Below are 22,441 nucleotides of genomic sequence, written 5' to 3' on the forward strand. Positions count from 1 at the left end.
TTTCCCTTCCCGTTTATAAAACCGTCAGGCTTCTACATCAAAATCCTTCAGAACTCTCATTGTTTTTGATATAGGGAGCCCTACGACTGAATAATAATCTCCGTCTATTTTCTTTACAAAAAGTGCGCCTTTTCCTTGGATGCCGTAAGCACCTGCTTTATCCATCGGCTCTTTTGTTTCAATATAAGTCCAAATATCTTCTTCACTGAGGGGCCAAAACACAACTTCTGTCTTGTCATAGAACGTTTCGCTGTGATTTGCGGTTTGAATACTGACAGCGGTTATCACGGTATGACTCCGGCCGGAAAGCCTGCGGAGCATAGCAGCGGCTTCTTCTTGATCTTGCGGTTTGCCGAGGCACTCACCGTCAAGACATACCATTGTATCAGCACCGATTACAATTGCGCCCGGATTGAGATCGGCCACAGCCTTAGCTTTTTGTTTTGCCAACCATTGGACGTTTTCTTCAGGTGAAAAGTTTCGATTTAATTTTTCCTCTACTTCACTGACAATAATGGTGTAGGGAATCTGAAGCAGATCGAGGAGTTCTTTTCTTCGCGGAGATTGTGATGCAAGTATAAGCGGCTTAGCCATGTTCGTCATCCTTTCAGGGTTTGCTTAAGAAAAAAAGATACTCATTTATCCTACCAAATCACGAGGCTCGCCACAATTTCAGAAAAATAACTTTTTCATGACAAAATAAAAAAAGCCTGTCACTAAGGACGAAGGCTCAGGCACTTTCTATTATTTAATTACGGCTAAAAGCTGCTGCTGAGCCTTCCATCCGGCTTCAGCACTTGGGTCCTCTAATTCCTTTAACGCCTGCAAAATTGCTTTTTTCTCTCCCGTTTCAGCTGCTTCTGTTTTACCGAGCGAATTTTTTATTTTTTCAACACTCGCTTTTGTAATATCTTCTCCCAAGATCGCCTTCGCTGAGAGCTCCGCTGTTTTCTTGAAAGGACCTGTCATATCCGACTCTATTGATAAGGATAGTTCCTTGCCCCCCCATGCTTCAAAATCGCTGTCGATTAAAAGCTGCCCTACCTGCTGTGATACAGCCTTATCACTTGCCAGGCCCGCGATGACATACGTGTACCCGTCATCCTTTGACAGGGAAACGGCGGAATATCCTTTTTCAGTCAGCTGTTCAGTTAACGTCTCTGCACCCTTTTCATTTGAAAACTTTCCTGCTTGCACTGCATATGTTTTATATGTACCTTCCGTTTGTGCCGCTTGTTTTTCTCCGGCGGTGCTTTGTTTCTCCGCAGCTGTATCTCCTGCTTTTGCCGTCTGGCTGCCTAAAGAGGCATCTAAAGAGGCTGGCGCCGACGCTTCTTTATTGCCTGATATATTTAATGCAAATAACCCTAAGCCGGTGCCTAAAACCGCTGCAAAGGCAATCGTTGCCGCCACTCTTTTTACCGGTTTGGCCGTCCCTGTCTTTCCTTTTGAATAGAGCTTCGATTTTTTCTTTTGATAGGGCGGAACAACTTTGGGATCATCTTTAAACACCTTATCCTCCTCTGAATCCCAGTTAAATTCATCTTCATCAGGATGTTCATGGGAGGCTGCAACCTCCTGCTCCGCCTTTCTCTTTTCCTCCCAATTTGAAAATGTCATGTTTTTTTCTTGCTCTGTCTTCGGTATCTCCTGCTCGTAAACTGTTTCTTCTTTTCCATTAATCGTCACCTTAAGGGCTTTTTCTTCCGCTTTACTGATTTTTTTTTGCTTCCTTTTTTTCAATTTTGCTTCCTCCCTTCATTTGTGTGACCGTTCTTGTGGCTTTTCATGCTACACACTTTAGCACAGGCGAAAAAAAAAAGAACAAGACTTTTGTCGCCTTGTCCAAAAAACGTTCGTCAAATTTTTCATCGGTCACCCTAACGCCATTTTGACATAAAAGGAAATGATAGAGTCACCGTATAAATAAGCGAAAATGCTTCCTGCCGCAATTGCCGGTGCAAAGGGAATTGGCTGTTTTCTGCCCAGCCTTCCGAACAGTACAGCGGCAGTTCCGTACAATGCTCCTATAAGTACGGAAAAGAAAAACGCGGCAGCAAGCATTTTCACACCAAGCACAAGGCCGATGACGGCAAGTAATTTAATATCCCCTCCCCCTATTCCTCCATGAGTGATGACGGCAATAAAAGCCAGCAAAAGAAAACCGGCAGCCGCACCTATGAAGCCTTCATACCATGAATAAAGCGGAGAAATGATTCTGCCAGCCGCCAGAAAGGGAAGAAAGAATAGCAATATGCGATTTGGAATCAGCATAAAGTGAATATCTGTCACAGAAACAATGATAAGAAGAGAAAGAAACAGCAACGCAACAATCAGTTCCCAAGACAAACCAAAACGAAATCCCGCGGCTGCAAATAAACACGCTGTCGAGAGCTCTGCCGCTGGATACATAAGAGAGAGCTTTTGGCCGCAGCTTTTGCATCTGCCTTTTAGCAGAGCAAAAGATAAAACAGGGATTAATTCTGCCGGGGTTAAGGTTCTCCGGCAAAAAGAACATGCCGAACGAGGGTTTATGATGGACATGTGTAAGGGGATACGGCATCCTGCCGTGTAATAAAATGAACCGAGGATAAGGCCGAGGACAAAAAGAATCGGAATCATAGACAACACACCTTTACTCTCATTAGATTATGCTATGGATTGTAGCACGGTTAGTATATTGAACTATAATAAGCAATTTTAGATTTTGACAGAAAAAATCCCGGCAGAATATCATTATTGATTCTGCCGGGACAAAGTCATTACAGCATTCTTTTTCGAATGTCAGAAATAAAATATAGTGATCCCGTAATGAGCACGATATTATTTGAGCCTTTTTTGCTTTCTATTAATTTGATCACTTGCTCCGGATCTTCACTCCAGCTTTTGCTGCCGATTTCACTAGCATCATACAGGTCTTTCGCAAGTGAAGCACGCGGAAAATCAAAAGAAGCAAAATGAATCGAGTGCGCGATGGTTTCCAGTTTCTTAATCATGTCATGATACGGCTTGTCCTTTAACGCGCTGAACACCACACAAATGTCGGAATCCGGGAAACGCTGCTTCATTGTTTCAGTCAGCTTATCGATCCCTTCTTCATTATGGGCGCCGTCTAAGTATACCGGCGGATGTTCCTGAACCAACTCTAATCTGCCCGGCCAAGCAGCCTTTACGAGCCCGCTTCTTATAGCAGCATCACTAATTTCAGCAATGTTTTCCCTGTTAAGCCACTCGGCAGCCAAAATGGACAAAGCCGCATTTTGTCTTTGATGCGTGCCGATGAGAGATGTTCGAATATCTGCATAACACTTTTCTCCTGTTTTAAAAGAAAATTGTTCTCCCGCTGGAAGAGCCTCTTCATTATAAATCCTGCATGTATCATGCAATGACTGAAAAGGAGCAGATTTTCGTTCAGCTTCATGTCGGATTACCTGTAAGGCTTCCGGCTGGGTAACGGCTGTCACCATCGGAATGCCATCTTTAATAATCCCGGCTTTTTCTCCTGCGATTTCTGCAATGGTGTTTCCTAAAATGTTCATATGGTCGTGACCGATGCTTGTGATGGCAGTTAAAAGCGGTTCGACAACATTAGTAGAATCGTACCTTCCGCCGAGACCTGTTTCAAAAATAACAAAATCGACCTGATGATACGCTGCAAAATATAAAAATGCACAAGCCGTCATAATTTCAAATTCTGTCGGCTGACCGTGTTCAGTTTGGTCAAGCTCTTCAACGATCGGTTTCACCTGATTGACGAGTGTGACCCACTCCTCGTCTGTAATAGGTGTGCCGTTTACGCTGATGCGCTCATTAAATGTAATGATATAAGGCGACGTAAACGTACCGACAGTGTATCCCGCTTCTTGCAGCATAGAACGGATAAAAGCAACAGTTGATCCTTTGCCGTTTGTTCCCGCCACGTGGAGCGCGCGGATTTTCTTTTCAGGATGGTCCAATCGCTCCATCAGCTGCTTCATTCGATCAAGACCGGGCTTCACTCCGAATTTTAGACGGCTGTGAATCCAGCTGCGCGCTTGTTCATATGCATTAAACAATGATAATCCCCTCTTTTATAAGACAAGGCGGTTTCTCAAGAAACCGCCTCGGCTTTTCATTAGCCCTTAAGCTCAGCCATTCGTTTTTGAACAGCGTCACGCTTCGCCACGTAATCTTTCTCTTTCTCACGCTCTTCATCAATTACGTGCGCAGGCGCTTTTTTTATAAATCCTTCGTTTCCAAGTTTCTTTTGAACACGTTCGACTTCTTTCGTCAGCTTATCGAATTCTTTTTGCAGTCGGGCTATTTCTTCATCGATATTAATTAAACCTTCAAGCGGAAGTATAACCTCTGCACCTGTGACAACTGCCGTCATTGCTTTATCAACTGCCTCGATATCTGTACCGATTTTCAGCACGCTCGGATTTGTAAAGCGTTCTACATATGAACGGTTTGCTTCGAGACGGGCTGCGACCTCGTCCGTGCTCGCTTTAATGTACAGTTCAACTTGCTTGCTCATCGGTGTGTTTACTTCGCTGCGGATATTACGCACTGAACGGATCAGTTCAACGAGAAGCTTCATGTCAGCAGCAGCTTCAGTGTCTGTATGCTCAGGCACAACAACAGGCCATGTGCTCACAGTAATGGATTCTCCTTGGTGAGGCAGGTGCTGCCAAATTTCCTCCGTTAAGAATGGCATAAACGGATGGAGCAGGCGCATCGTTTGATCCAGAACATAAGCAAGGATGGAACGGGTTGTTTTCTTAGCCGCTTCATCTTCTCCGTATAGAGGAAGCTTCGCCATTTCAATATACCAATCACAGAAATCGTCCCAAATAAAGTTATATAAATGGCGGCCGACTTCACCAAATTCATATTTATCAGCGAGCTGTGTCACACTTTCGATCGTTTCATTTAAACGCGTTAAAATCCACTTGTCAGCTACTGATTTCTCACCTGAAAGATCAAGCTCATCATATGTCATGCCGTCCATGTTCATTAACGCAAAACGAGAAGCGTTCCAAATTTTATTGGCGAAATTCCAAGTTGATTCCACTTTTTCATAGCTGAAGCGAAGATCTTGGCCAGGAGAGCTTCCAGTCGCCAGGAAATAGCGAAGGGAATCGGCTCCGTACTTGTCAATCACGTCCATCGGATCGACACCGTTGCCAAGAGATTTACTCATTTTTCTGCCCTGCTCATCACGGATTAAACCATGGATTAAAACATCTTTAAACGGACGTTCTCCAGTAAATTCAATTCCTTGGAAAATCATGCGTGACACCCAGAAGAAAATGATGTCGTAGCCTGTAACAAGAACGTCAGTCGGATAATAGCGTTTAAAATCTTCAGCTGTCAGATCAGGCCAGCCCATAGTGGAGAACGGCCAGAGCGCAGAACTGAACCAAGTATCCAGCACGTCTGTATCCTGCTCCCAATTTTCGCTGTCATCTGGCGCTTCAAGACCGACATATAGCTCGCCGGTTTCTTTATGATACCAGGCAGGAATGCGGTGGCCCCACCATAATTGACGGGAAATACACCAGTCGCGGATATTTTCCATCCAATGCAAATACGTTTTTTCGAAGCGGTCAGGAACAAAGTTGACTTTTTCTTCTTTCTCTTGCAATTCTATTGCTGCATCAGCAAGCGGCTGCATGCGCACAAACCATTGGGTAGAAAGGTACGGTTCAACAACTGCTCCGCTTCGTTCACTATGCCCGACAGAGTGCAGGTGATCCTCGATTTTGAAGAGAACGCCTGCCTCCTGTAAATCTTTAACGAGCTTTTTGCGGCATTCGAAGCGATCCATGCCTTGATATTGCAGCGCATTTTCATTCATCGTGCCGTCTTCATTCATGACAAGAATGCGCTCTAAGTTATGACGGTTGCCAAGCTCGAAGTCGTTCGGATCATGGGCAGGCGTAATTTTCACTGCACCTGAACCAAATTCCATATCAACGTAGTCATCGCCGACAATCGGTATTTCACGATTTGTGATAGGCAGAATAACCGTTTTCCCGATCAGGTGCTTGTAGCGCTCATCCTCAGGGTGTACCGCAACGGCTGAATCACCAAGCATCGTTTCTGGACGTGTCGTCGCGATTTCAATTGAACCTGATCCGTCAGCAAGCGGATAGCTCATGTGATAGAATGCGCCTTGAACGTCCTTGTAAATGACCTCAATGTCGGATAAAGCTGTTTTTGTTGCAGGGTCCCAGTTTATAATGTATTCGCCTCTGTAGATCAAGCCTTTTTCATAAAGTTTAACGAATACTTCACGAACCGCTCGGTTTAAGCCTTCATCAAGCGTAAAGCGCTCACGGGAATAATCTAGGCCAAGCCCTAATTTCGCCCACTGGCTGCGAATGAAGTCAGCATATTCTTCCTTCCACTTCCACGTTTCTTCAAGGAATTTCTCACGGCCTAAATCGTAGCGGCTTGTGCCTTCTTCACGAAGTTTCGCTTCAACTTTAGCCTGTGTCGCGATACCGGCGTGGTCCATACCCGGAAGCCACAGCACATCATAGCCCTGCATGCGTTTCATTCTTGTTACAATGTCTTGCAGCGTTGTATCCCACGCGTGGCCAAGGTGAAGCCTTCCTGTTACATTTGGCGGCGGAATGACAACAGAATATGGCTCTTTTGTCTGGTCACTGCCCGCTTCAAAAAACTTACCTTTTAGCCAAAAATCATATCGGTCTTTTTCAACCGCAGCCGGATCATATTTTGTCGGCATTGTTTGTTCATTCGTTTCCATCATAACCCTCCAGCATGTGTAAAATGGCTGAGAACGAAAAAAGAGCCCTTCATCCTTGGGAAAAGGACGAAAAGCTCTTTCGCGGTACCACCTTTTTTCATGAACCTTTTCAGTTCATGCGCTTCAACGGATAACGGGGGTCTCCCGAATTTCTCTACTCTTCTTTCAAGAAATTGTGCTCCCGGGCGACCTTCCAATCAAACAACATAAGAAGCCTTTCAGCAAGCGGCTTCTCTCTCTGCATGCGTCTTTCTTGTACTCTTCCCGTTCTAAGCAGGTGTATCTATCAGCTCATTATATTCTTTATTTATGTTCTTTATTATAGTAAAAGTGTTTTTGATTCGTCAATCATCTTTTCCAAAAATACTGCTTCTTATACAAGATGGGCAGGCACCTATTGACCAAGTATACATATGATGCTTGTAAATGCGTAGAGGAGGATGCACCGTGAAGAAACGTTTCAGCTCTTATTCCCTGCCGCCGTGGGTCAGGCAAATTCGGCTTGTATCCGCGCAAGTGATTATTCCGATAACGATTTTCCAGGGTATCAGAACCATTTTCTTTCCGACAACCTTTGATGTCTTGCTGCTCGCACTATTGATTTTTTTAGCCTGTGCGCTTCATTTGGAATGGATATAAACAAACAAGTCCGCGCCAATTAAGACGTGGACTCGTTTTCCGCCTGAAATTTTTTCTCTTGTTCAATTTGATGAATTTTCATCACAAACGGCTCTATATTTTTCATTTGCCAGTATGCCTTTAATAAGTGTGTACATTCATCTTTTTCACGGCGCCTTTTCCCGGTCTGATAGCGGTTCAGCACTTTGTACACCGCTGCCGGATAAGCCATGTAACTGAGAAAAAGACTGATTTCAGCCTCATGCAGAGGAAATGCTTTCGTATATGCATAAAACCAATCGACACACTCAGGACAAGCTTTTGGAAAACCGCTGAACATTCGTGTATAAAAGCCGAGCAAGTCGTTTTGCGGCGGCCCCACAGACGCTCTCTCAAAATTCGTAAAATATCCGGTTCCTGCATCATTGTACAGAAAATGGTGAATAGACAGGCTGCCATGGTTAATGACAACCCTTGAGGTGCCTTTTTCTTTTGCCGCTTCATACCAGTCCTTAATCCGCTCAAGCGCAAAGTTTACAGCGGAAATGGTTTCTGAAAAATAGGTTACAGCCTGCAGTTCAAAGGGAGAAAGGTACCATTCTTTCTCCGCTCTGTCTACAAACTGTTCATAAATGATCTTTTCATTTTCCCACTTTTTTCTCGTTTGTTCATAGTGGCGTTCAATGTCTTCACGCCTGACCTTGATTTCTTGCGCAGTTCTTTCGTGGAGGCGGGCTGTTTCTCTAAATAGATAGCCATGTTTCTGATCCCGCTCTTCCTCTTGGTCAAATTGGAGCCAAGGCATTAAGTAATAGGAGTCTCCCGTTTGTACGCCCCCGGAGAAAAACTCCCCCCCATTTGTTCTGTAAATAGGAACAAAGGAATGAAAGCCTTTTTCCTCAATTGCCACCATTTGATCTGTAAAATGTCTGCCGCGAACCGATTTCATTTTTTTCAGCGCAAATACCCCATAATCTGAATACACTTTCCACACACGAGGACTGACTGGCTCAATAAATTGAGCCGTCAGTCCGTATTCCTGAAGAACCGATTGGACATCTTCCATTCCATTCACCACATTTTCCGATCGCTTACGGCTTACGCATGGCTGCTTTTGTATTGAGGGATATAAAGAATCTGCCCTGCTTTCAATTCATCATCCAGCGCCAAAGAATTCATCCTGATCAGCTGCTGGGAGGTAATGTCGTACCGTTCGCATAAACGTTCAATGGTATCTTCCTGCTGAACAATACATATTTTCATTCTAGAAAACTCATCCTCTTCTCTCGTAAAGAGTTTTGTTAAATAAAGAGAATTATGATTTTCCTTTGTTTCAGGTTCCTTCGTTTGAGCAGCAGGAACATCCCTAGCAACAGCATCTGTTTCCTTCCTTTCAAGGTCGGAAGTGTCAGGCAGCTGGTAAGAATGAAAAGACGTCTCTTCCTCAGGTTCTTCAGGTGAAGGTGTTTTTCTCACTTCAATTTCAAAGCTTTCTTCCTTCTGCTCTTCTTCCTCCAGCAGCTTAGGCGCTGAATAGAAGGAATGCTCTTCTGAATCTTGTTCCGGCAGGAAGGTACGATAGGCCGGAGTGATCTCTTCTTCCTGAGATTCCTCTTCAGCACTTATCTTTTGATTAAAATGCAGGGTTGGAGCTGCTGCTTCTTCCTTTAAAAGTGCAGCTGGCACTTTCTCCTGCTCTCTGCTTTCTTCTTCTAAAGAAACAACGTTTTCAGGTACAGTTTCCCGGACTTCCTCCAGTTGTTCTGCATCCTGTCGGAGTGCAGGCTCGATGTGATCCGATAGCTCCGATTCTGTTTCTTGTGATTCTTGACGCCGAGCATGCTCAAGAATAGGAGAATCTCGCTGTTCTATTTTTTCTTCTCCACGCTCAGCCTCTGCAGCAGGTGATTTTTCCGTCTCTAAAACAAGCGGTTCTGACAGTTCAGCCTGCTCTTCTTCCGTCTCTGCTTTTTTGCGGATCTCTCTTCCTGAAGCAGCCTTTGCTGCTTCTATTGTCTCCACTTCCTCACGAAGCCCTGCCTCTGAAAGAATGAGCTCCGGCTGCTTCGCTTCTGCCGCATTTATATCTTCGCTGCCCTCTGCTTCTAAAGCAGGTGATTCTGATCGTACAGTTTCTTTCTCTTCATTCGCCTGCTCTTCACGAAGCCTCGCTTCCGAGAAATGAAGCTCTGGCGCCTCGGCTGGCGCTTCTTCCGTCTTTATATCTTCGCTGTCCACCTCTAAAGCAAATGGCTCTGACCGCTCAGCTTCTTCCTCTTCATGTTCCTGCTCTTCACGAAGCCTCGCTTCCGAGACATGAAGCTCTGGCGCTTCATTCGCTTTTATTTCTTCGCTGTCCTCCAAAGCAGATGGCTTTGATTGCTCAGCTTCTTCCTCTTCATTTTTCTGCTCTTCACGAAGCCTCGCTTCCGAGAAATGAAGCTCTGGCGCCTCGGCTGGCGCTTCATTCGCTTTTATTTCTTCGCTGTCCTCCAAAGCAGATGGCTTTGATTGCTCAGCTTCTTCCTCTTCATTTTCCTGCTCTTCACGAAACCCCGCTTCCGAGATATGAAGCTCTGGCACCTCGGCTGGCGCTTCTTCCGTCTTACTATCTTCGCTGTTCTCTGCTTCTAAAGCAAATGGCTCCGCTTCTGAGACTAGAAACTCTGGCGGCTCAGAAAAACCTTCACTAGGAGCTTCATAGAGAGGAATATCCGGCTCCCTGTTCGCTGTGTCATCAAGAAGGCCTTCTATTGCTAGATCAGCTTGGATCGTAAGGATGCGCGAGTTTGTTAGTTGATAGTCAAATGCATCAATAAACACAAAAACTTCATGTAAATGACTGACTTTGTTTTTCGGGATGGTAATATCGACAGGGAAACAATGAGTCAGTTCCGCTGTTCCATCCTCTCTCGTTCTGACCTCCTCGACAAACCGCTTATCAGTATAAAACTCTTCAGCATTTTTGCTTTGATCTATGTTGTACTCACCTGTAAGTTCAAGCGATCCTCTGATTGAAACGTAATCATTCACTTCCTGAACCCTAATATCAGGATCTAATGAAATGGAAAGCAGTTCAGAAACTTCCTGTCCTTTTTGGAAACAGATCGTTTCTTCTACAGAAAATTGCAATCGATGATTTTGCGGCAAGTTCATATCCTCCTTTCATCTAATCCTTAAAATTAGATGTCACTAAAGGTGTATGTATGAATTGGAGAAAATATGAATGAGGATGCACAGAAAAAACCGGTACAAGGAAATCCTTGATACCGGTTTTGATAGTACTTATCCGCGGCTGATCTCAGCGAATACGTTCTCAGCTGCCTGAATTGTTTTTTCAATATCCTCATCAGTATGCGCCGTCGAGAGGAAGAGTCCTTCGAATTGAGATGGCGGAAGGAACACACCTTCATTTGCCATTCCTTTATAATACTTGGCAAACAGCTTCAAATCTGATGCTTTGGCTGTTTCATAATTGATGACAGGTTCATTTGTAAAGAAGAAACCGATCATTGAACCTGCGCGGTTAAAGGTATGCGGAATACCGTGCGCCTCTGCCGCTTTTGAAATGCCTTCTTCCAGTCTGTCGCCTTTTTTCATAAAGGTCTTGTATGATTCAGGCGTGAGCTGCTTTAATGTTTCGAGTCCAGCCGTCATTGCAAGCGGGTTGCCTGACAGCGTACCTGCCTGGTAAATCGGACCGCTTGGAGCAATTTGCTCCATAATTTCAGCTTTACCGCCATAAGCGCCGACAGGAAGTCCGCCCCCGATCACTTTTCCTAAGCAAGTCAGATCAGGCGTTACACCGAAATAACCTTGTGCGCAGCTGTAATCGACCCGGAAGCCAGTCATGACTTCATCAAAAATCAGCAGCGTGCCGTACTGTTCAGTAATATCCCGCAGCCCTTGCAGGAAGCCTTCTTGCGGCGGAACCACACCCATGTTTCCGGCAACCGGTTCTACGATGACGCCTGCAATATCTTCACCAAACTGTTGGAATGCAAGCTTTACACTTTCTAAATCATTGTACGGAACAGTGATGGTGTTTTTCGCAATGCCTTCAGGTACGCCCGGGCTGTCAGGCAGACCGAGTGTTGCCACTCCTGAACCCGCTTTAATCAGCAGAGAATCTCCGTGTCCATGGTAGCAGCCCTCAAATTTCAAAATCTTATTGCGGCCTGTATATCCTCTTGCCAAACGAAGCGCGCTCATGGTCGCCTCGGTTCCCGAGCTGACCATCCGTACAATTTCTATTGACGGCACTCGATCAATGACGAGCTTCGCCAATTCATTTTCCACCTCAGTCGGAGCCCCGAAGCTTGTCCCGTATTCAGCCACTTTTTTAAGGCTCTCTACAACACGGTCATTTGTGTGTCCTAAAATTAAAGGCCCCCATGACAAGACGTAATCAATATACTCATTTCCATCAATATCATAGATTTTAGAGCCTTTTCCGCGCTCCATAAAAATCGGGTCCATGTCTACCGATTTAAAGGCGCGAACGGGGCTGTTTACACCGCCCGGCATGAGTTTTTGCGCTTCTTTAAAAGCCGTTTTTGATTTTTCATAGCTTCTCATCTGCCTCAACTCCTGTCAACTGAATAAGATTACTCCGCAAGCCATTTTGCTGCGTCTTTTGCATGATACGTGATAATCAGGTCGGCACCCGCACGCTTCATACTTGTCAAAATTTCTAAGACAATCTCTTTTTCCTTGATCCAGCCGTTCTGAGCTGCAGCCTTCACCATAGAGTACTCTCCGCTTACATTATAAGCCACAAGCGGCAATGTGAACTCATTTTTTACATCCCGCATGATATCCATATAAGAAAGTGAAGGTTTCACAATCAGGAAGTCCGCACCTTCCTCAACATCTGATTGTGCTTCACGGAGTGCTTCCAGACGGTTGGCAGGATCCATTTGATACGTTTTGCGGTCGCCAAATTGAGGCGTGCTGTTTGCTGCATCACGGAACGGACCGTAAAACTCACTTGAATATTTCACAGCGTAAGACATGATCGGAATATTGATGAATCCTTCTTTATCTAACGCTTCTCTGATAACCGTCACAAATCCGTCCATCATGTTAGAAGGCGCAATGATATCCGCTCCGGCTTTTGCTTGGCTGACAGCTGTCTGCGCCAAAAGCTCCAAGGATTCATCATTCAAGATCTGTCCGTCTTTGACGAGACCGCAATGTCCGTGATCTGTATATTCACATAGGCATGTATCAGCGACGACAACCAGCTCAGGGAAATGCTTTTTAATTTCCGCAATTGCTTCTTGCACAATCCCATGATCATGGTAAGCTTGCGTTCCGCAATCATCTTTTTCTTCAGGTATGCCGAAAACAATGACGGATTGAATTCCGAGACTGACCAGCTCAGCCACTTCATCCTTTAATAGATCTAAAGATACATGATAAACATCAGGCATTGAAGGAACAGCTTTTTTTCCTTCTAAACCTTCAACGACAAAGATCGGGTAAATAAAATCAGATGGATGCAGACGAGTTTCTTTTACCATCTCTCTCATTGCTTTTGATGACCGCAAACGGCGGTGTCTGTTAAATGATTGACTCATATTCTATCTTCCTTTCTAGACATGCGGCACATTAAATCAAGCATACCGTCAATTGTAAATGTATCAGGCATATACGACGTGATTCCGTACGACAGCAGAGCGTCCCTCGTTAACGGTCCGATGCTGATGCAGGCCGTCTGGTGCGCCGGCCATTTTTTTAATCCTTCTCCCAGAACATGCATAAATGTATGTACGGTTGATGAGCTTGTAAATGTCACAAAATCAAATGAATGCTGCTTCGCGGCATTTTTTAATTCCTTGATGCCATCTTCATCAGGAACAGTTTCATATACAACCCATTCCTTCACAACAAAGCCAAGAGGCGTAAGCTCTTTTTTTATCACATCGCGAGATAAATTGCCTTTTATGACCGTAATCCGTTCTGACGGTTCGGCATGCTGCTTAAGAGCGTCCGCCAATTGTTCTGCAATATAGTCATGAGGCATTACATCAACCGATACGTCATACGATTCCAAACGGCGTGCGGTTTTTTCACCAACAGCCGCAATCTTTTTATGACCGGGAACAATCAACTGATTTTCTTTTAGATAAGAAAAAAAGAAATCGGCTCCATTTACACTCGTAAACACAAGCCAGCCAGGTACGGCAAGATCAATTCGCACCTGTTCCGCCAGATCATTCGGCAGAGCTCGGCGAAACGTGATCAACGAGGTCAATACCGCTTTTCCGCCAAGCTTCTCCACTTTCTGCTGAAACGATTTTGCCTGCGTCTTATTGCGGGTGACAAGCACTGTTTTTCCTTTCAAAGGAACATCATTTACCATCCTCATCAAGCTCCCGTTTTACGCGATCAATTAAAGCTTTAGCGCCTTTATCAGTCATGAGAGCCGCACAGCGCTTACCGACTTCCACCGGGTCGTTTCCGGTGACGGTTTCTTTGAAAGTCATTTTTCCATCTGGTGAAGCCACAAGCCCTGTCAGTTCAATTTCATCCTGGCCGTTTATCACCGAGTAGCCGGCGATCGGCACCTGACAGCCGCCCTCCATCGCGTTTAAGTAGGCACGCTCTGCCAGTACAGTCCGTTTTGTGTACTCATCCGTAAACTGAGAAAATAACGCTAAAAGCTCTTGATCCGATTCTCGGCACTCAATTGCAAGAGCGCCCTGGCCAACAGCTGGAAGACAGCGCTCAGGCTCAAGAAATTCAGTTACGACATCCTGCTTCCAGCCCATTCTGGAAAGCCCTGCCGCAGCTAAAATAATTGCATCGTAATCTTCGTTTTCCAGCTTTTGAAGTCTCGTATCTATATTACCTCTAATCCATTTAATTGTAATGTCAGGGCGCTCAATCAAAAGCTGTGCGCTTCTTCTTAAACTGCTTGTGCCGATAACAGCACCTTCCTTCAATTCAGAAAGCTTTACACGATTCTTTGAAATAAGAGCGTCACGAGGATCTTCCCGTTCAGGAATACAGCCGATCACAAGGCCTTCAGGCAAAACGGCAGGCATATCCTTCATGCTGTGAACCGCCATATCAATGTCTTCGTTTAAAAGCGCTTGTTCGATTTCTTTAACAAACAGCCCTTTTCCTCCCACTTTTGACAGGGTAACATCGACAATCCGGTCACCCTTTGTGACGATTTCTTTTATGTCAAAAGCAAAAGAAGGATTGATTTCCTTCAGTTTGCGGATGACCCATTTTGTTTGGGTCATAGCGAGTTTGCTCCGTCTGGAACCTACTTTTATCGTTCTCATATTTTCTTTCCTCCCGAATCTGCTTGGGCACATTATTTAACTGAACCAATGGAATTGAGACAGGCTTCCGAGCAGGAAATAATTGATCATCAGCACGAGAAAACAAGCCGTATTCCACAGTGCGGCGACCTTCCCCTGAAGCTCTTTAATCAGCCTGATATAGAGATAGTAGCTGTACAGAAGCAGGACGACAAACGAACCAAGCACTTTGGCGTCGAACCAATACAGCGTTTCTAGTGACACATACGCCCAAATGACGCCGAGAATCAAACTCAGCAAGAGCATCGGGACGCCAATGACATTCAGTACGTACGCCATATAATCAAGCTTAGACAAATCTTCTATTCTCAACAGCCACTTTCCCCATTTTTTCTTTTTTAACAAATGATATTGAAACAAATAGAGCACAGAAAATACAAAGGAAAGGGAAAAAGCGCCGTAAGAAAGAATTGCCATTGTAATATGAATCACTAATAGCTCTGATACGAGCTGACCCGAAAAAGCCGCTGACTGCTGCTCCGTCGGTGAAAATGTATGAATGGCGATCATAGCAAACCCTATTACATTTGTAAAAAACACAATAAAATCAACACGCAGCAGCTTTGTCAGCACAAGTGACAGTGTGACAAGCACCCAAGCATAAAAATAAAGCGCCTCCGTCACATTTAATACCGGAAACCTCCCCGTCACCCACATAAAATAGGCTAAATACACGGTTTGCAGAGTCCAGACAATAGAAAGCAACCAGAAGGCCATTTTCCCAGCCTTCCGGTTGTGTTGAAGAAAATCTATAAAATAAAAGAGTACACTTAATGCGTAAATGACGATTGTCCCTTCATTAAGCCTTGCCATTGCAGTATCAATCATTCAGCTTTCACTCACTTACAAGTGGGGCAAACCCCGCTCTTGATTCAGCCTTCTTATAAGAATGGACCTCTTGGCTGCCTTCAATGCTTTTGATCATTTGCCGGCCCGCAGCTTCTTCAATATCAAAAATCTGCATAAATAAAGCCAGCTTTTCTTCAGAATCAGCCTCTGCCGCAAGTTCTTTCACCTTTAATATTGGGTCGCGCAGCATTTGGTTAATGATACTTTTCGTATGTTTATTCAAAAGTTTTTTCTCTCTTGTCGTCAAATGTGGAAGCTTCCGTTCGATGCTGTCCATCGTTTCAGACTGGATTGCCAGCGCCTTTTCACGCAATGCGGAAATGACGGGCACTACACCGAGTGTATTCAGCCATTGTTTAAATTCAACAATGGTTTCTTCGATTAACAGTTCAACCTTCTCAGCGGTTTCTCTCCGCTCTTTCAGGTTCGCTTCTACGATCCCTTCAAGATCGTCTATATCATAAAGGAAGACGCCTTCTAGATCGTTCAAAGCGGGATCCAAGTCTCTTGGCACGGCGATGTCCACCATAAATAAAGGACGGCCCTTGCGAAGCTTATTCGCGTTTTCCATCATTTCTTTAGACACAACAAAATCACTCGCACCGGTAGAGCTGATTAAAATATCGGCTTCTGCAAGCGCGCTTTCAAGCTGATTTAAGCTTCGCGCTTCACCGGAGAAACGGTCTGCAAGTTCTTTCGCTTTCAAGTATGTTCTGTTAATGACGGTCACTTTTCCGATTCCCTGTCCATGCAGATTTTCGGCTGCAAGCTCGCCCATCTTTCCTGCACCAAGGATCAATATATGCTTGCTTGAAAGGTTTCCGAAGATTTTTTTCGCAAGCTCAACGGCCGCATAGCTAACAGACACTGCATTAGAGCCAATGTCTGTTTCGGCGTGAGTCCGTTTACCCACTGTAACCGCCTGCTTAAACAACTCATTAAAAATCGTGCCGATCGTTTTTTCTTGCTGAGCTGTTTTGAAGCTGTCGCGCACCTGGCCGAGAATTTGCGTTTCACCGATCACCATAGAATCCAATCCGCAGGCTACACGGAACAAATGCTCAACAGCCGCATCGCTTTCATAAAATCTTAAAAACGGCGACAGGTCTTCTTTGCTTAAGTGAAACCAGTCAGCTAAAAATTTCTTTATATAATAACGGCCGGTATGGAGCTGGTCGACTACCGCATAAATTTCAGTGCGGTTGCAGGTAGATACGATGATATTTTCGAGAATGCTTTTCTCTGCTTTTAGCTGCACCATCGCTTCTGCAAGCTCATTCGGCTGAAAACTTACTTTTTCACGTATCTCAATAGGGGCGGATTTATAATCTACTCCCACAACAAGTATATGCATAGCTTTCCTTACACCCCCAACACCCAAACTTTAATTTATAATCATTCTAACATAGAATTCATTATTTATAATAATTATAACATAGTTTCTTTCGCAAATTGTGAACAGATTTCAAAAATCTTGTGCTATATTAGAAAAAGCTTCACGAACAAAATATGTTCCTATTGACAATACCAAAAACAGCAGAAAATTACTCAAAATCAGCTCTAGAAAACAAGAAGGTGATATGCATGAAACAAAAATCAATTTTATTTCCTTGTCTGCTGCTCGCCGCATCCGTTTACGCATGGCTTGAAAGCGGCCAAGCCGAACTGTTTTCAGGACAGGATCAATGGCCTGTTCTTCTTATGCTGTTAGGCGCAGCCTTTATATACCAAGGAAAAAAAGAAGCAGTTTCCCCGCATTTCTTTATCGGCTTGCTTCTCTTCGGAATCGGTTTGCACTTTTTCGTTAAGCCAAAGTGGACATGGTGGCCGGATGATTTTGAAATGCTTCTCTTCATGGTCGGCATCTCGCTGCTCGTTTCAACCGTTCAGAAAACAGAATATGTATATGAAGCTGTTTCGATGATTTGTTTTTCCCTGTTTCTTTACTTTTTCAAACAGATTATGGCTTGGCTTGAGTCTGCGCATATTCCCACGACCCTGCTGAAAGAGTATTGGCCGTTTGTGTTTATCGGAATCAGTTTATTGTTATTATTGATAAAACGAAAAAAATCTATACGATAAATAAAAAACCGGCAGAGATCAATCTCTACCGGTTTATCATTTTTTTGATCACTCCCCAAGCTTCGTCTTTCCCCTTTTTCGTTTCTGAGGAGTAGAGAATCAGCTCGTCTTCCGGATCAATATTTAATGTCTGTCGGACAACCTTCGCGTGTTTGTCCCATTTTCCTTTCGGAATCTTGTCCGCTTTTGTAGCGATAATAATAACAGGAATGCCGTAATACTTTAAGAATTCATACATCTGCACATCATCATTAGACGGTGCATGCCGCAAATCAACAATCTGCACAACTGCTTTCAATTCCTCGCGTGTCGTGATGTAGGTTTCAATCATTCTGCCCCAAGCTTCACGCTCGGATTTTGATACTTTGGCAAAACCGTAACCCGGTACATCAACAAAATGCAATTCGTCATTAATAATGTAGAAATTTAATGTTTGTGTTTTTCCCGGTTTTGATGATGTTCTCGCAAGATTTTTACGATTAATCAATGAATTGATAAAAGATGACTTTCCTACGTTCGATCTTCCGGCCAATGCAATCTCCGGAAGCCCCCCTTCAGGGTACTGTTCAGGTTTAACTGCACTGATTACGATTTCTGACTTTGTGACTTTCATTTCTTCTCTCCTACTAGGGCATGTTCCAGAACTTCGTCTAAGTGGGATGCCAATATAAATGTGAGCCCCTCTCTGACGCTTTCTGGAATATCCTCTATATCTTTTTCATTATCTTTTGGTGCAATAATCGTCGTCAATCCCGCTCTATGTGCCCCGAGTGCTTTTTCTTTGAGTCCGCCGATCGGCAGCACGCGCCCGCGAAGTGTAATTTCGCCAGTCATTCCGACTTTACGCGATACCGCCCGTCCTGTTAAAGCAGAAACAAGCGCAGTCGCCATTGTTATACCGGCAGAAGGACCATCTTTAGGCACCGCACCCTCAGGAACATGTATGTGAATATCATACTTCTCATGAAAGTCAGGTTCAATGCCAAGTTCTTCTGTTTTTGAACGCACGTAGCTGAAAGCCGCCTGAGCAGACTCTCTCATGACATCGCCAAGCTTACCCGTCAGGATCAGTTTGCCTTTCCCTGGAGAAAGCGATACTTCGATCGACAGCGTATCTCCGCCGACAGTTGTATAAGCCAGCCCCGTGACTACGCCCACCTGATCTTCCGTTTCTGCTTGTCCGTATCTGAACATTCGTTTTCCGATAAAGTCATGAAGATTTTTCTCCGTAACTGTAATCCGTTTTCTATCTTCAGAAACAATGGCTTTTGCAGCCTTGCGGCAGATGGCAGCAAGCTGGCGCTCGAGGTTTCTCACACCTGCTTCTCTCGTATAATAACGGATAATATCAAGAATGGCCTGATCACGCAGCTGCAGGTTGCTCTTTTTGAGCCCATGCTCCTTGATCTGCTTCGGAAGAAGGTGATCTTTCACAATTTCAAGTTTTTCCACTTCCGTGTAGCCCGCAATATTAATGATTTCCATTCTGTCTCTAAGCGGTCCCGGGATTGTCGCTAAATTGTTAGCCGTAGCGATAAAGAGCACTTTTGACAGATCAAAGGTCTCCTCAATGTAGTGGTCGCTGAAGGTGCTGTTTTGCTCTGGATCAAGCACTTCAAGCATTGCGGATGACGGATCGCCTCTGAAATCAGAAGACATTTTATCAATTTCATCCAGTAAGAATACCGGATTCAGCTTGCCCGCTTTTTTCATGCCTTGAATAATACGTCCCGGCATTGCCCCGACATATGTCCGTCTGTGCCCGCGAATTTCTGATTCGTCGCGCACCCCGCCAAGTGAAATTCTAACAAATTTCCGATCCATACTTTTAGCAATCGATTTGGCTAAGGACGTTTTTCCGACCCCCGGAGGTCCTGCCAAACAGAGAATCGGGCCTTTTAAGGATTTTGTCAGCTTCTGAACCGCCAAATACTCTAAAATACGCTCTTTCACTTTTTCAAGTCCATGATGTTCTTTGTCCAAAAGATGTTCAGCCTCTTTTAAATCAAGCTTATCTTCTGTCTCATCCGTCCATGGGAGAGCGACCAGCCAGTCAATATAATTGCGGATAACAGAACTTTCGGCAGAACTGGACGGAATTTTTTCATATCTGTTTAATTCCTTAAGAGCCGTTTCCTTCACATGGTCAGGCATACCCGCTTCTTCGATTTTTTCGGTCAGCGATTGAACTTCACCTGTTTTGCCTTCTTTATCGCCTAGCTCTTTTTGGATCGCCTTCATCTGTTCGCGCAAATAATATTCCTTTTGCGTACGCTCCATTGAACGTTTGACACGCTGGCCGATTTTTTTCTCGATCTCAAGCACTTCTTTTTCATTGTTGATAAAATCAATGACCTTATTCAGTCTGTCTTTGACATCGGCCGTTTCTAAAATATCCTGCTTATCCTTTAGTTTAAGAGGCAGGTGAGAAGCAACAATGTCTGCCATTCTGCCCGGCTCTTCGATATCAGTAACGGCGGCGTACGTTTCGGCTGAGATTTTTTTCGAAATTTTTATGTACTGATCAAAGTGGTCCAACAAAGTCCGCATCAGCGCTTCGTCTTCTGTATCTTTTGAATCATCTTCTTGGATCAGCTGAATGTCTACCGACGTATAATCCTCATGCTCATTGTAATCAATGATCTGGGCGCGCTGTATACCTTCCACCAGCACACGGATTGTACCGTTTGGAAGCTTCAGCATTTGTTTAATTTTCGTATAGGTGCCGACAGTAAAAATTTCGTCTTCACCCGGTTCGTCTATCGAAATATCCTGCTGAGTAGCTAAAAATATCATATGATCATGCATCATTGCCTGTTCAAGGGCCTGAACCGACTTGTCACGTCCTACATCTAAGTGCAAAACCATTGTCGGGTACACTAATAAACCTCTTAAAGGGAGGAGCGGGATGCTGCGTTTTAATTCTTCTGCCATGTGACTGACACCTCCGTGACTTTAGTATGAACCATTATAATACAACTTTTTCATCCTTGTACAATAAACGGCATGGTTCAGCTTTTCTATAACACAGTCTCCTCGTAGTATACCCTTTCTTTCTCATCTGAAAAAGGAAAAGATGTCCTTCATAAAAAAAACCCTATTTTAAAAATAGGGTCAGACTGATTCTTTATTCATTTGCATGTTTAACGGTTTTTGTTCAGTAGGCGGATTCACTAAAATTTCATCAAGCACTTCCTGGAACGTTTTCACCGCCACAATTTTAATTCCTTCAATCTGTTTTAAAATTGATTGCTGATTTTCATACGGGATAATGACTTTTTTGGCACCGGATTGTTTTGCGGCTTTAATTTTCGGGATCACGCCCCCAATCGGTTTTACAAGTCCGTTTAGACTGATCTCGCCTGTCATAGCTACCTTGTTGTCAATCGGAATTTTATGAACGGCTGAAAAAATTCCCGCCGCCATGGCAATACCTGCTGACGGCCCGTCAATCGGAATGCCGCCCGGAAAATTAATGTGGATATCGTAGTCAGAAGGCTTCATTCCCATTGTACGCAATACGGTTAGCACATTTTCAACCGAGCCCTTTGCCATGCTTTTCCGGCGAATTGATTTTGATTGGCTGCCGATGCTTTCTTCTTCTGCTATTCCGGTAATGTTAATTGACCCTTTATCCTGAGCCGGTGTTACGTTCACTTCGATTTCCAGCAGCGAACCGCTGTTAGGGCCATACACTGCGAGTCCATTTACAATGCCGATTTGCGGTGCAGAGCCGATTTTCTGCTCGTGCTTAGGGGTAAGCTGACTGGAATGAATCACCCATTCTATATCCTCAATGGTGATGTCCTTCCGGTCCTCGGTCACCGCCATTCCCGCCGCGATTTGAATCATATTGACGGCTTCCCGGCCGTTCCGTGTATAGCTGGTCAGCAAATCAAGTCCCTCTTCAGAAATATTCTTTTCAATCTTATCCACGGCTGTTTTGGCAACCGATTTCAGCTCATCTTTCTCAAGCTCGCGGAAAAACACTTCTAGACAGCGGGATCGGATTGCCGGAGGGATTTCGTTTGGCATTCTTGTTGTCGCACCGATCAAACGAAAATCGGCTGGAAGCCCATTTTGAAAAATATCGTGAATATGGTTCGGTATTTGTGTATTTTCTTCGCTGTAATAAGCACTGTCTAAAAAGACTTTCCGGTCCTCAAGCACCTTCAGCATTTTATTCATTTGAATAGGATGCAGCTCCCCAATTTCATCAATAAACAATACACCGCCGTGGGCATGCGTGACAGCCCCCTGCTTCGGCTGCGGAATACCCGCCTGTCCCATCGCTCCGGCCCCTTGGTATATCGGATCATGTACAGATCCAATAAGCGGATCCGCAATTCCTCTTTCATCAAATCGAGCCGTTGTCGCATCGAGTTCCACAAAAACAGCCTGCTCTTTAAAAGGTGATTGCTTATGTTTTTTGGCTTCCTCTAACACAAGCCGTGCAGCAGCTGTTTTTCCGACTCCCGGCGGTCCATAGACAATGACGTGCTGGGGGTTCGGTCCGCACAACGCCGCTTTTAACGCTTTAATCCCGTCTTCCTGGCCGACGATATCTTGAAAGCTTTTGGGGCGCACCTTTTCAGATAACGGTTCGGACAAGCTGATAGCCCTCATTTTGCGAAGCTGCTCCATTTCCTTCTTTGATTCCTTATCTATCGTGACTTTTTGTGTCCTCTGATTTTTAAGCAAATTCCAAAAATACAAACCAATGATGATCCCAAAAAACAGCTGAATAAATAATGCGATCCCTGTCCAACTCATGGTGGTCCCTCCTGAAAAACAATTT

Annotated in this window: 18 protein-coding genes and 1 other annotated feature; of the genes, 2 read left to right on the plus strand and 16 right to left on the minus strand. The window is 44.4% G+C overall.

Going from position 1 to position 22,441, the window contains the following annotated elements; genetic code table 11:
* Positions 1-24 precede the first annotated feature (24 nt).
* From NSU16_RS13655 to valS, 5 genes are all read right to left on the minus strand, one after another.
* Entirely contained in the window at positions 25-594 is a 570-nt protein-coding gene (locus tag NSU16_RS13655) for a Maf family nucleotide pyrophosphatase (protein ID WP_010335166.1), read from the minus strand.
* Between the two features lie 150 nt (positions 595-744).
* Positions 745-1,743 carry an SPOR domain-containing protein gene (locus NSU16_RS13660; RefSeq protein WP_339191185.1) on the minus strand — a complete coding sequence of 333 codons (999 nt, stop codon included), beginning with the start codon at positions 1,741-1,743 and terminating at the stop codon, positions 745-747.
* 132 nt (positions 1,744-1,875) lie between these two features.
* Positions 1,876-2,622 (minus strand): A24 family peptidase, encoded by a 747-nt coding sequence (locus NSU16_RS13665; protein ID WP_168748370.1) that lies wholly within the window; start codon positions 2,620-2,622, stop codon positions 1,876-1,878.
* 140 nt (positions 2,623-2,762) lie between these two features.
* The gene (locus NSU16_RS13670; protein ID WP_339191188.1) at positions 2,763-4,055 is read right to left on the minus strand and encodes a folylpolyglutamate synthase/dihydrofolate synthase family protein; all 1,293 of its coding nucleotides are present in this window, start codon (positions 4,053-4,055) and stop codon (positions 2,763-2,765) included.
* A 59-nt stretch (positions 4,056-4,114) separates the two neighbouring features.
* The gene (valS, locus tag NSU16_RS13675; RefSeq protein ID WP_010335170.1) at positions 4,115-6,757 is read right to left on the minus strand and encodes a valine--tRNA ligase; all 2,643 of its coding nucleotides are present in this window, start codon (positions 6,755-6,757) and stop codon (positions 4,115-4,117) included.
* 59 nt (positions 6,758-6,816) lie between these two features.
* Positions 6,817-7,038, minus strand: a binding site (T-box leader).
* A gap of 166 nt (positions 7,039-7,204) precedes the next feature.
* Between valS and NSU16_RS13680 the strand changes: the two genes are divergently transcribed.
* On the plus strand, positions 7,205-7,396 hold the full coding sequence (locus tag NSU16_RS13680) for a hypothetical protein (protein ID WP_010335171.1): 192 nt from the start codon (positions 7,205-7,207) through the stop codon (positions 7,394-7,396).
* A 19-nt stretch (positions 7,397-7,415) separates the two neighbouring features.
* Here NSU16_RS13680 and cotN read toward each other — a convergent pair whose 3' ends face one another.
* From cotN to hemA, 8 genes are all read right to left on the minus strand, one after another.
* Positions 7,416-8,441 carry a spore coat protein CotN gene (cotN, locus tag NSU16_RS13685; protein ID WP_168748373.1) on the minus strand — a complete coding sequence of 342 codons (1,026 nt, stop codon included), beginning with the start codon at positions 8,439-8,441 and terminating at the stop codon, positions 7,416-7,418.
* Between the two features lie 32 nt (positions 8,442-8,473).
* Positions 8,474-10,525, minus strand: a complete 2,052-nt coding sequence (locus NSU16_RS13690; protein ID WP_339191189.1) for a LysM peptidoglycan-binding domain-containing protein — start codon at positions 10,523-10,525, stop codon at positions 8,474-8,476.
* A 135-nt stretch (positions 10,526-10,660) separates the two neighbouring features.
* Positions 10,661-11,953 (minus strand): glutamate-1-semialdehyde 2,1-aminomutase, encoded by a 1,293-nt coding sequence (hemL, locus tag NSU16_RS13695; RefSeq protein ID WP_168748375.1) that lies wholly within the window; start codon positions 11,951-11,953, stop codon positions 10,661-10,663.
* Positions 11,954-11,982: 29 nt separating this feature from the next.
* The gene (hemB, locus tag NSU16_RS13700; protein ID WP_010335175.1) at positions 11,983-12,957 is read right to left on the minus strand and encodes a porphobilinogen synthase; all 975 of its coding nucleotides are present in this window, start codon (positions 12,955-12,957) and stop codon (positions 11,983-11,985) included.
* Positions 12,954-13,742, minus strand: coding sequence for a uroporphyrinogen-III synthase (gene hemD / locus NSU16_RS13705; protein ID WP_339191191.1), 789 nt, complete (start codon positions 13,740-13,742; stop codon positions 12,954-12,956). The genes hemB and hemD overlap by 4 nt, the downstream gene beginning before the upstream one ends.
* Entirely contained in the window at positions 13,732-14,673 is a 942-nt protein-coding gene (gene hemC, locus NSU16_RS13710) for a hydroxymethylbilane synthase (protein ID WP_010335177.1), read from the minus strand. Before hemC ends, hemD begins: the two co-directional genes overlap by 11 nt.
* 36 nt (positions 14,674-14,709) lie before the next feature.
* On the minus strand, positions 14,710-15,540 hold the full coding sequence (locus NSU16_RS13715; protein WP_010335178.1) for a cytochrome c biogenesis protein: 831 nt from the start codon (positions 15,538-15,540) through the stop codon (positions 14,710-14,712).
* Between the two features lie 7 nt (positions 15,541-15,547).
* A complete protein-coding gene (gene hemA / locus NSU16_RS13720; protein WP_339191193.1) occupies positions 15,548-16,915 on the minus strand; it encodes a glutamyl-tRNA reductase in 1,368 nt (455 codons plus the stop codon).
* Positions 16,916-17,145: 230 nt separating this feature from the next.
* Here hemA and NSU16_RS13725 point away from each other — a divergent pair, with 230 nt between their 5' ends.
* A complete protein-coding gene (locus NSU16_RS13725; protein ID WP_339191196.1) occupies positions 17,146-17,643 on the plus strand; it encodes a hypothetical protein in 498 nt (165 codons plus the stop codon).
* 25 nt (positions 17,644-17,668) lie between these two features.
* Here NSU16_RS13725 and yihA read toward each other — a convergent pair whose 3' ends face one another.
* The 3 genes from yihA to lonB all read right to left on the minus strand — a co-directional run bounded on the left by yihA (position 17,669) and on the right by lonB (position 22,416).
* Positions 17,669-18,256, minus strand: a complete 588-nt coding sequence (gene yihA / locus NSU16_RS13730; RefSeq protein ID WP_010335181.1) for a ribosome biogenesis GTP-binding protein YihA/YsxC — start codon at positions 18,254-18,256, stop codon at positions 17,669-17,671.
* Positions 18,253-20,577, minus strand: a complete 2,325-nt coding sequence (lon, locus tag NSU16_RS13735) for an endopeptidase La (protein ID WP_168748380.1) — start codon at positions 20,575-20,577, stop codon at positions 18,253-18,255. The genes yihA and lon overlap by 4 nt, the downstream gene beginning before the upstream one ends.
* Before the next feature lie 180 nt (positions 20,578-20,757).
* Entirely contained in the window at positions 20,758-22,416 is a 1,659-nt protein-coding gene (lonB, locus tag NSU16_RS13740) for an ATP-dependent protease LonB (protein ID WP_010335183.1), read from the minus strand.
* Between the last annotated feature and the right edge of the window lie 25 nt (positions 22,417-22,441).

The sequence above is a fragment of the Bacillus sp. FSL K6-1003 genome, assembly GCF_037964945.1.
GTDB lineage: Bacteria > Bacillota > Bacilli > Bacillales > Bacillaceae > Bacillus > Bacillus mojavensis.

Coding starts and splice junctions, on each gene's coding strand:
- cotN (WP_168748373.1), bottom strand. CDS start 8,441: ATGGAAGATGTCCAATCGGTTCTTCAGGAATACGGACTGACGGCTCAA.
- hemD (WP_339191191.1), bottom strand. CDS start 13,742: ATGGTAAATGATGTTCCTTTGAAAGGAAAAACAGTGCTTGTCACCCGC.
- NSU16_RS13715 (WP_010335178.1), bottom strand. CDS start 15,540: ATGATTGATACTGCAATGGCAAGGCTTAATGAAGGGACAATCGTCATT.
- hemA (WP_339191193.1), bottom strand. CDS start 16,915: ATGCATATACTTGTTGTGGGAGTAGATTATAAATCCGCCCCTATTGAG.
- valS (WP_010335170.1), bottom strand. CDS start 6,757: ATGGAAACGAATGAACAAACAATGCCGACAAAATATGATCCGGCTGCG.
- NSU16_RS13665 (WP_168748370.1), bottom strand. CDS start 2,622: ATGATTCCGATTCTTTTTGTCCTCGGCCTTATCCTCGGTTCATTTTAT.
- hemB (WP_010335175.1), bottom strand. CDS start 12,957: ATGAGTCAATCATTTAACAGACACCGCCGTTTGCGGTCATCAAAAGCA.
- NSU16_RS13725 (WP_339191196.1), top strand. CDS start 17,146: ATGAAACAAAAATCAATTTTATTTCCTTGTCTGCTGCTCGCCGCATCC.
- lon (WP_168748380.1), bottom strand. CDS start 20,577: ATGGCAGAAGAATTAAAACGCAGCATCCCGCTCCTCCCTTTAAGAGGT.
- NSU16_RS13655 (WP_010335166.1), bottom strand. CDS start 594: ATGGCTAAGCCGCTTATACTTGCATCACAATCTCCGCGAAGAAAAGAA.
- hemC (WP_010335177.1), bottom strand. CDS start 14,673: ATGAGAACGATAAAAGTAGGTTCCAGACGGAGCAAACTCGCTATGACC.
- yihA (WP_010335181.1), bottom strand. CDS start 18,256: ATGAAAGTCACAAAGTCAGAAATCGTAATCAGTGCAGTTAAACCTGAA.
- lonB (WP_010335183.1), bottom strand. CDS start 22,416: ATGAGTTGGACAGGGATCGCATTATTTATTCAGCTGTTTTTTGGGATC.
- hemL (WP_168748375.1), bottom strand. CDS start 11,953: ATGAGAAGCTATGAAAAATCAAAAACGGCTTTTAAAGAAGCGCAAAAA.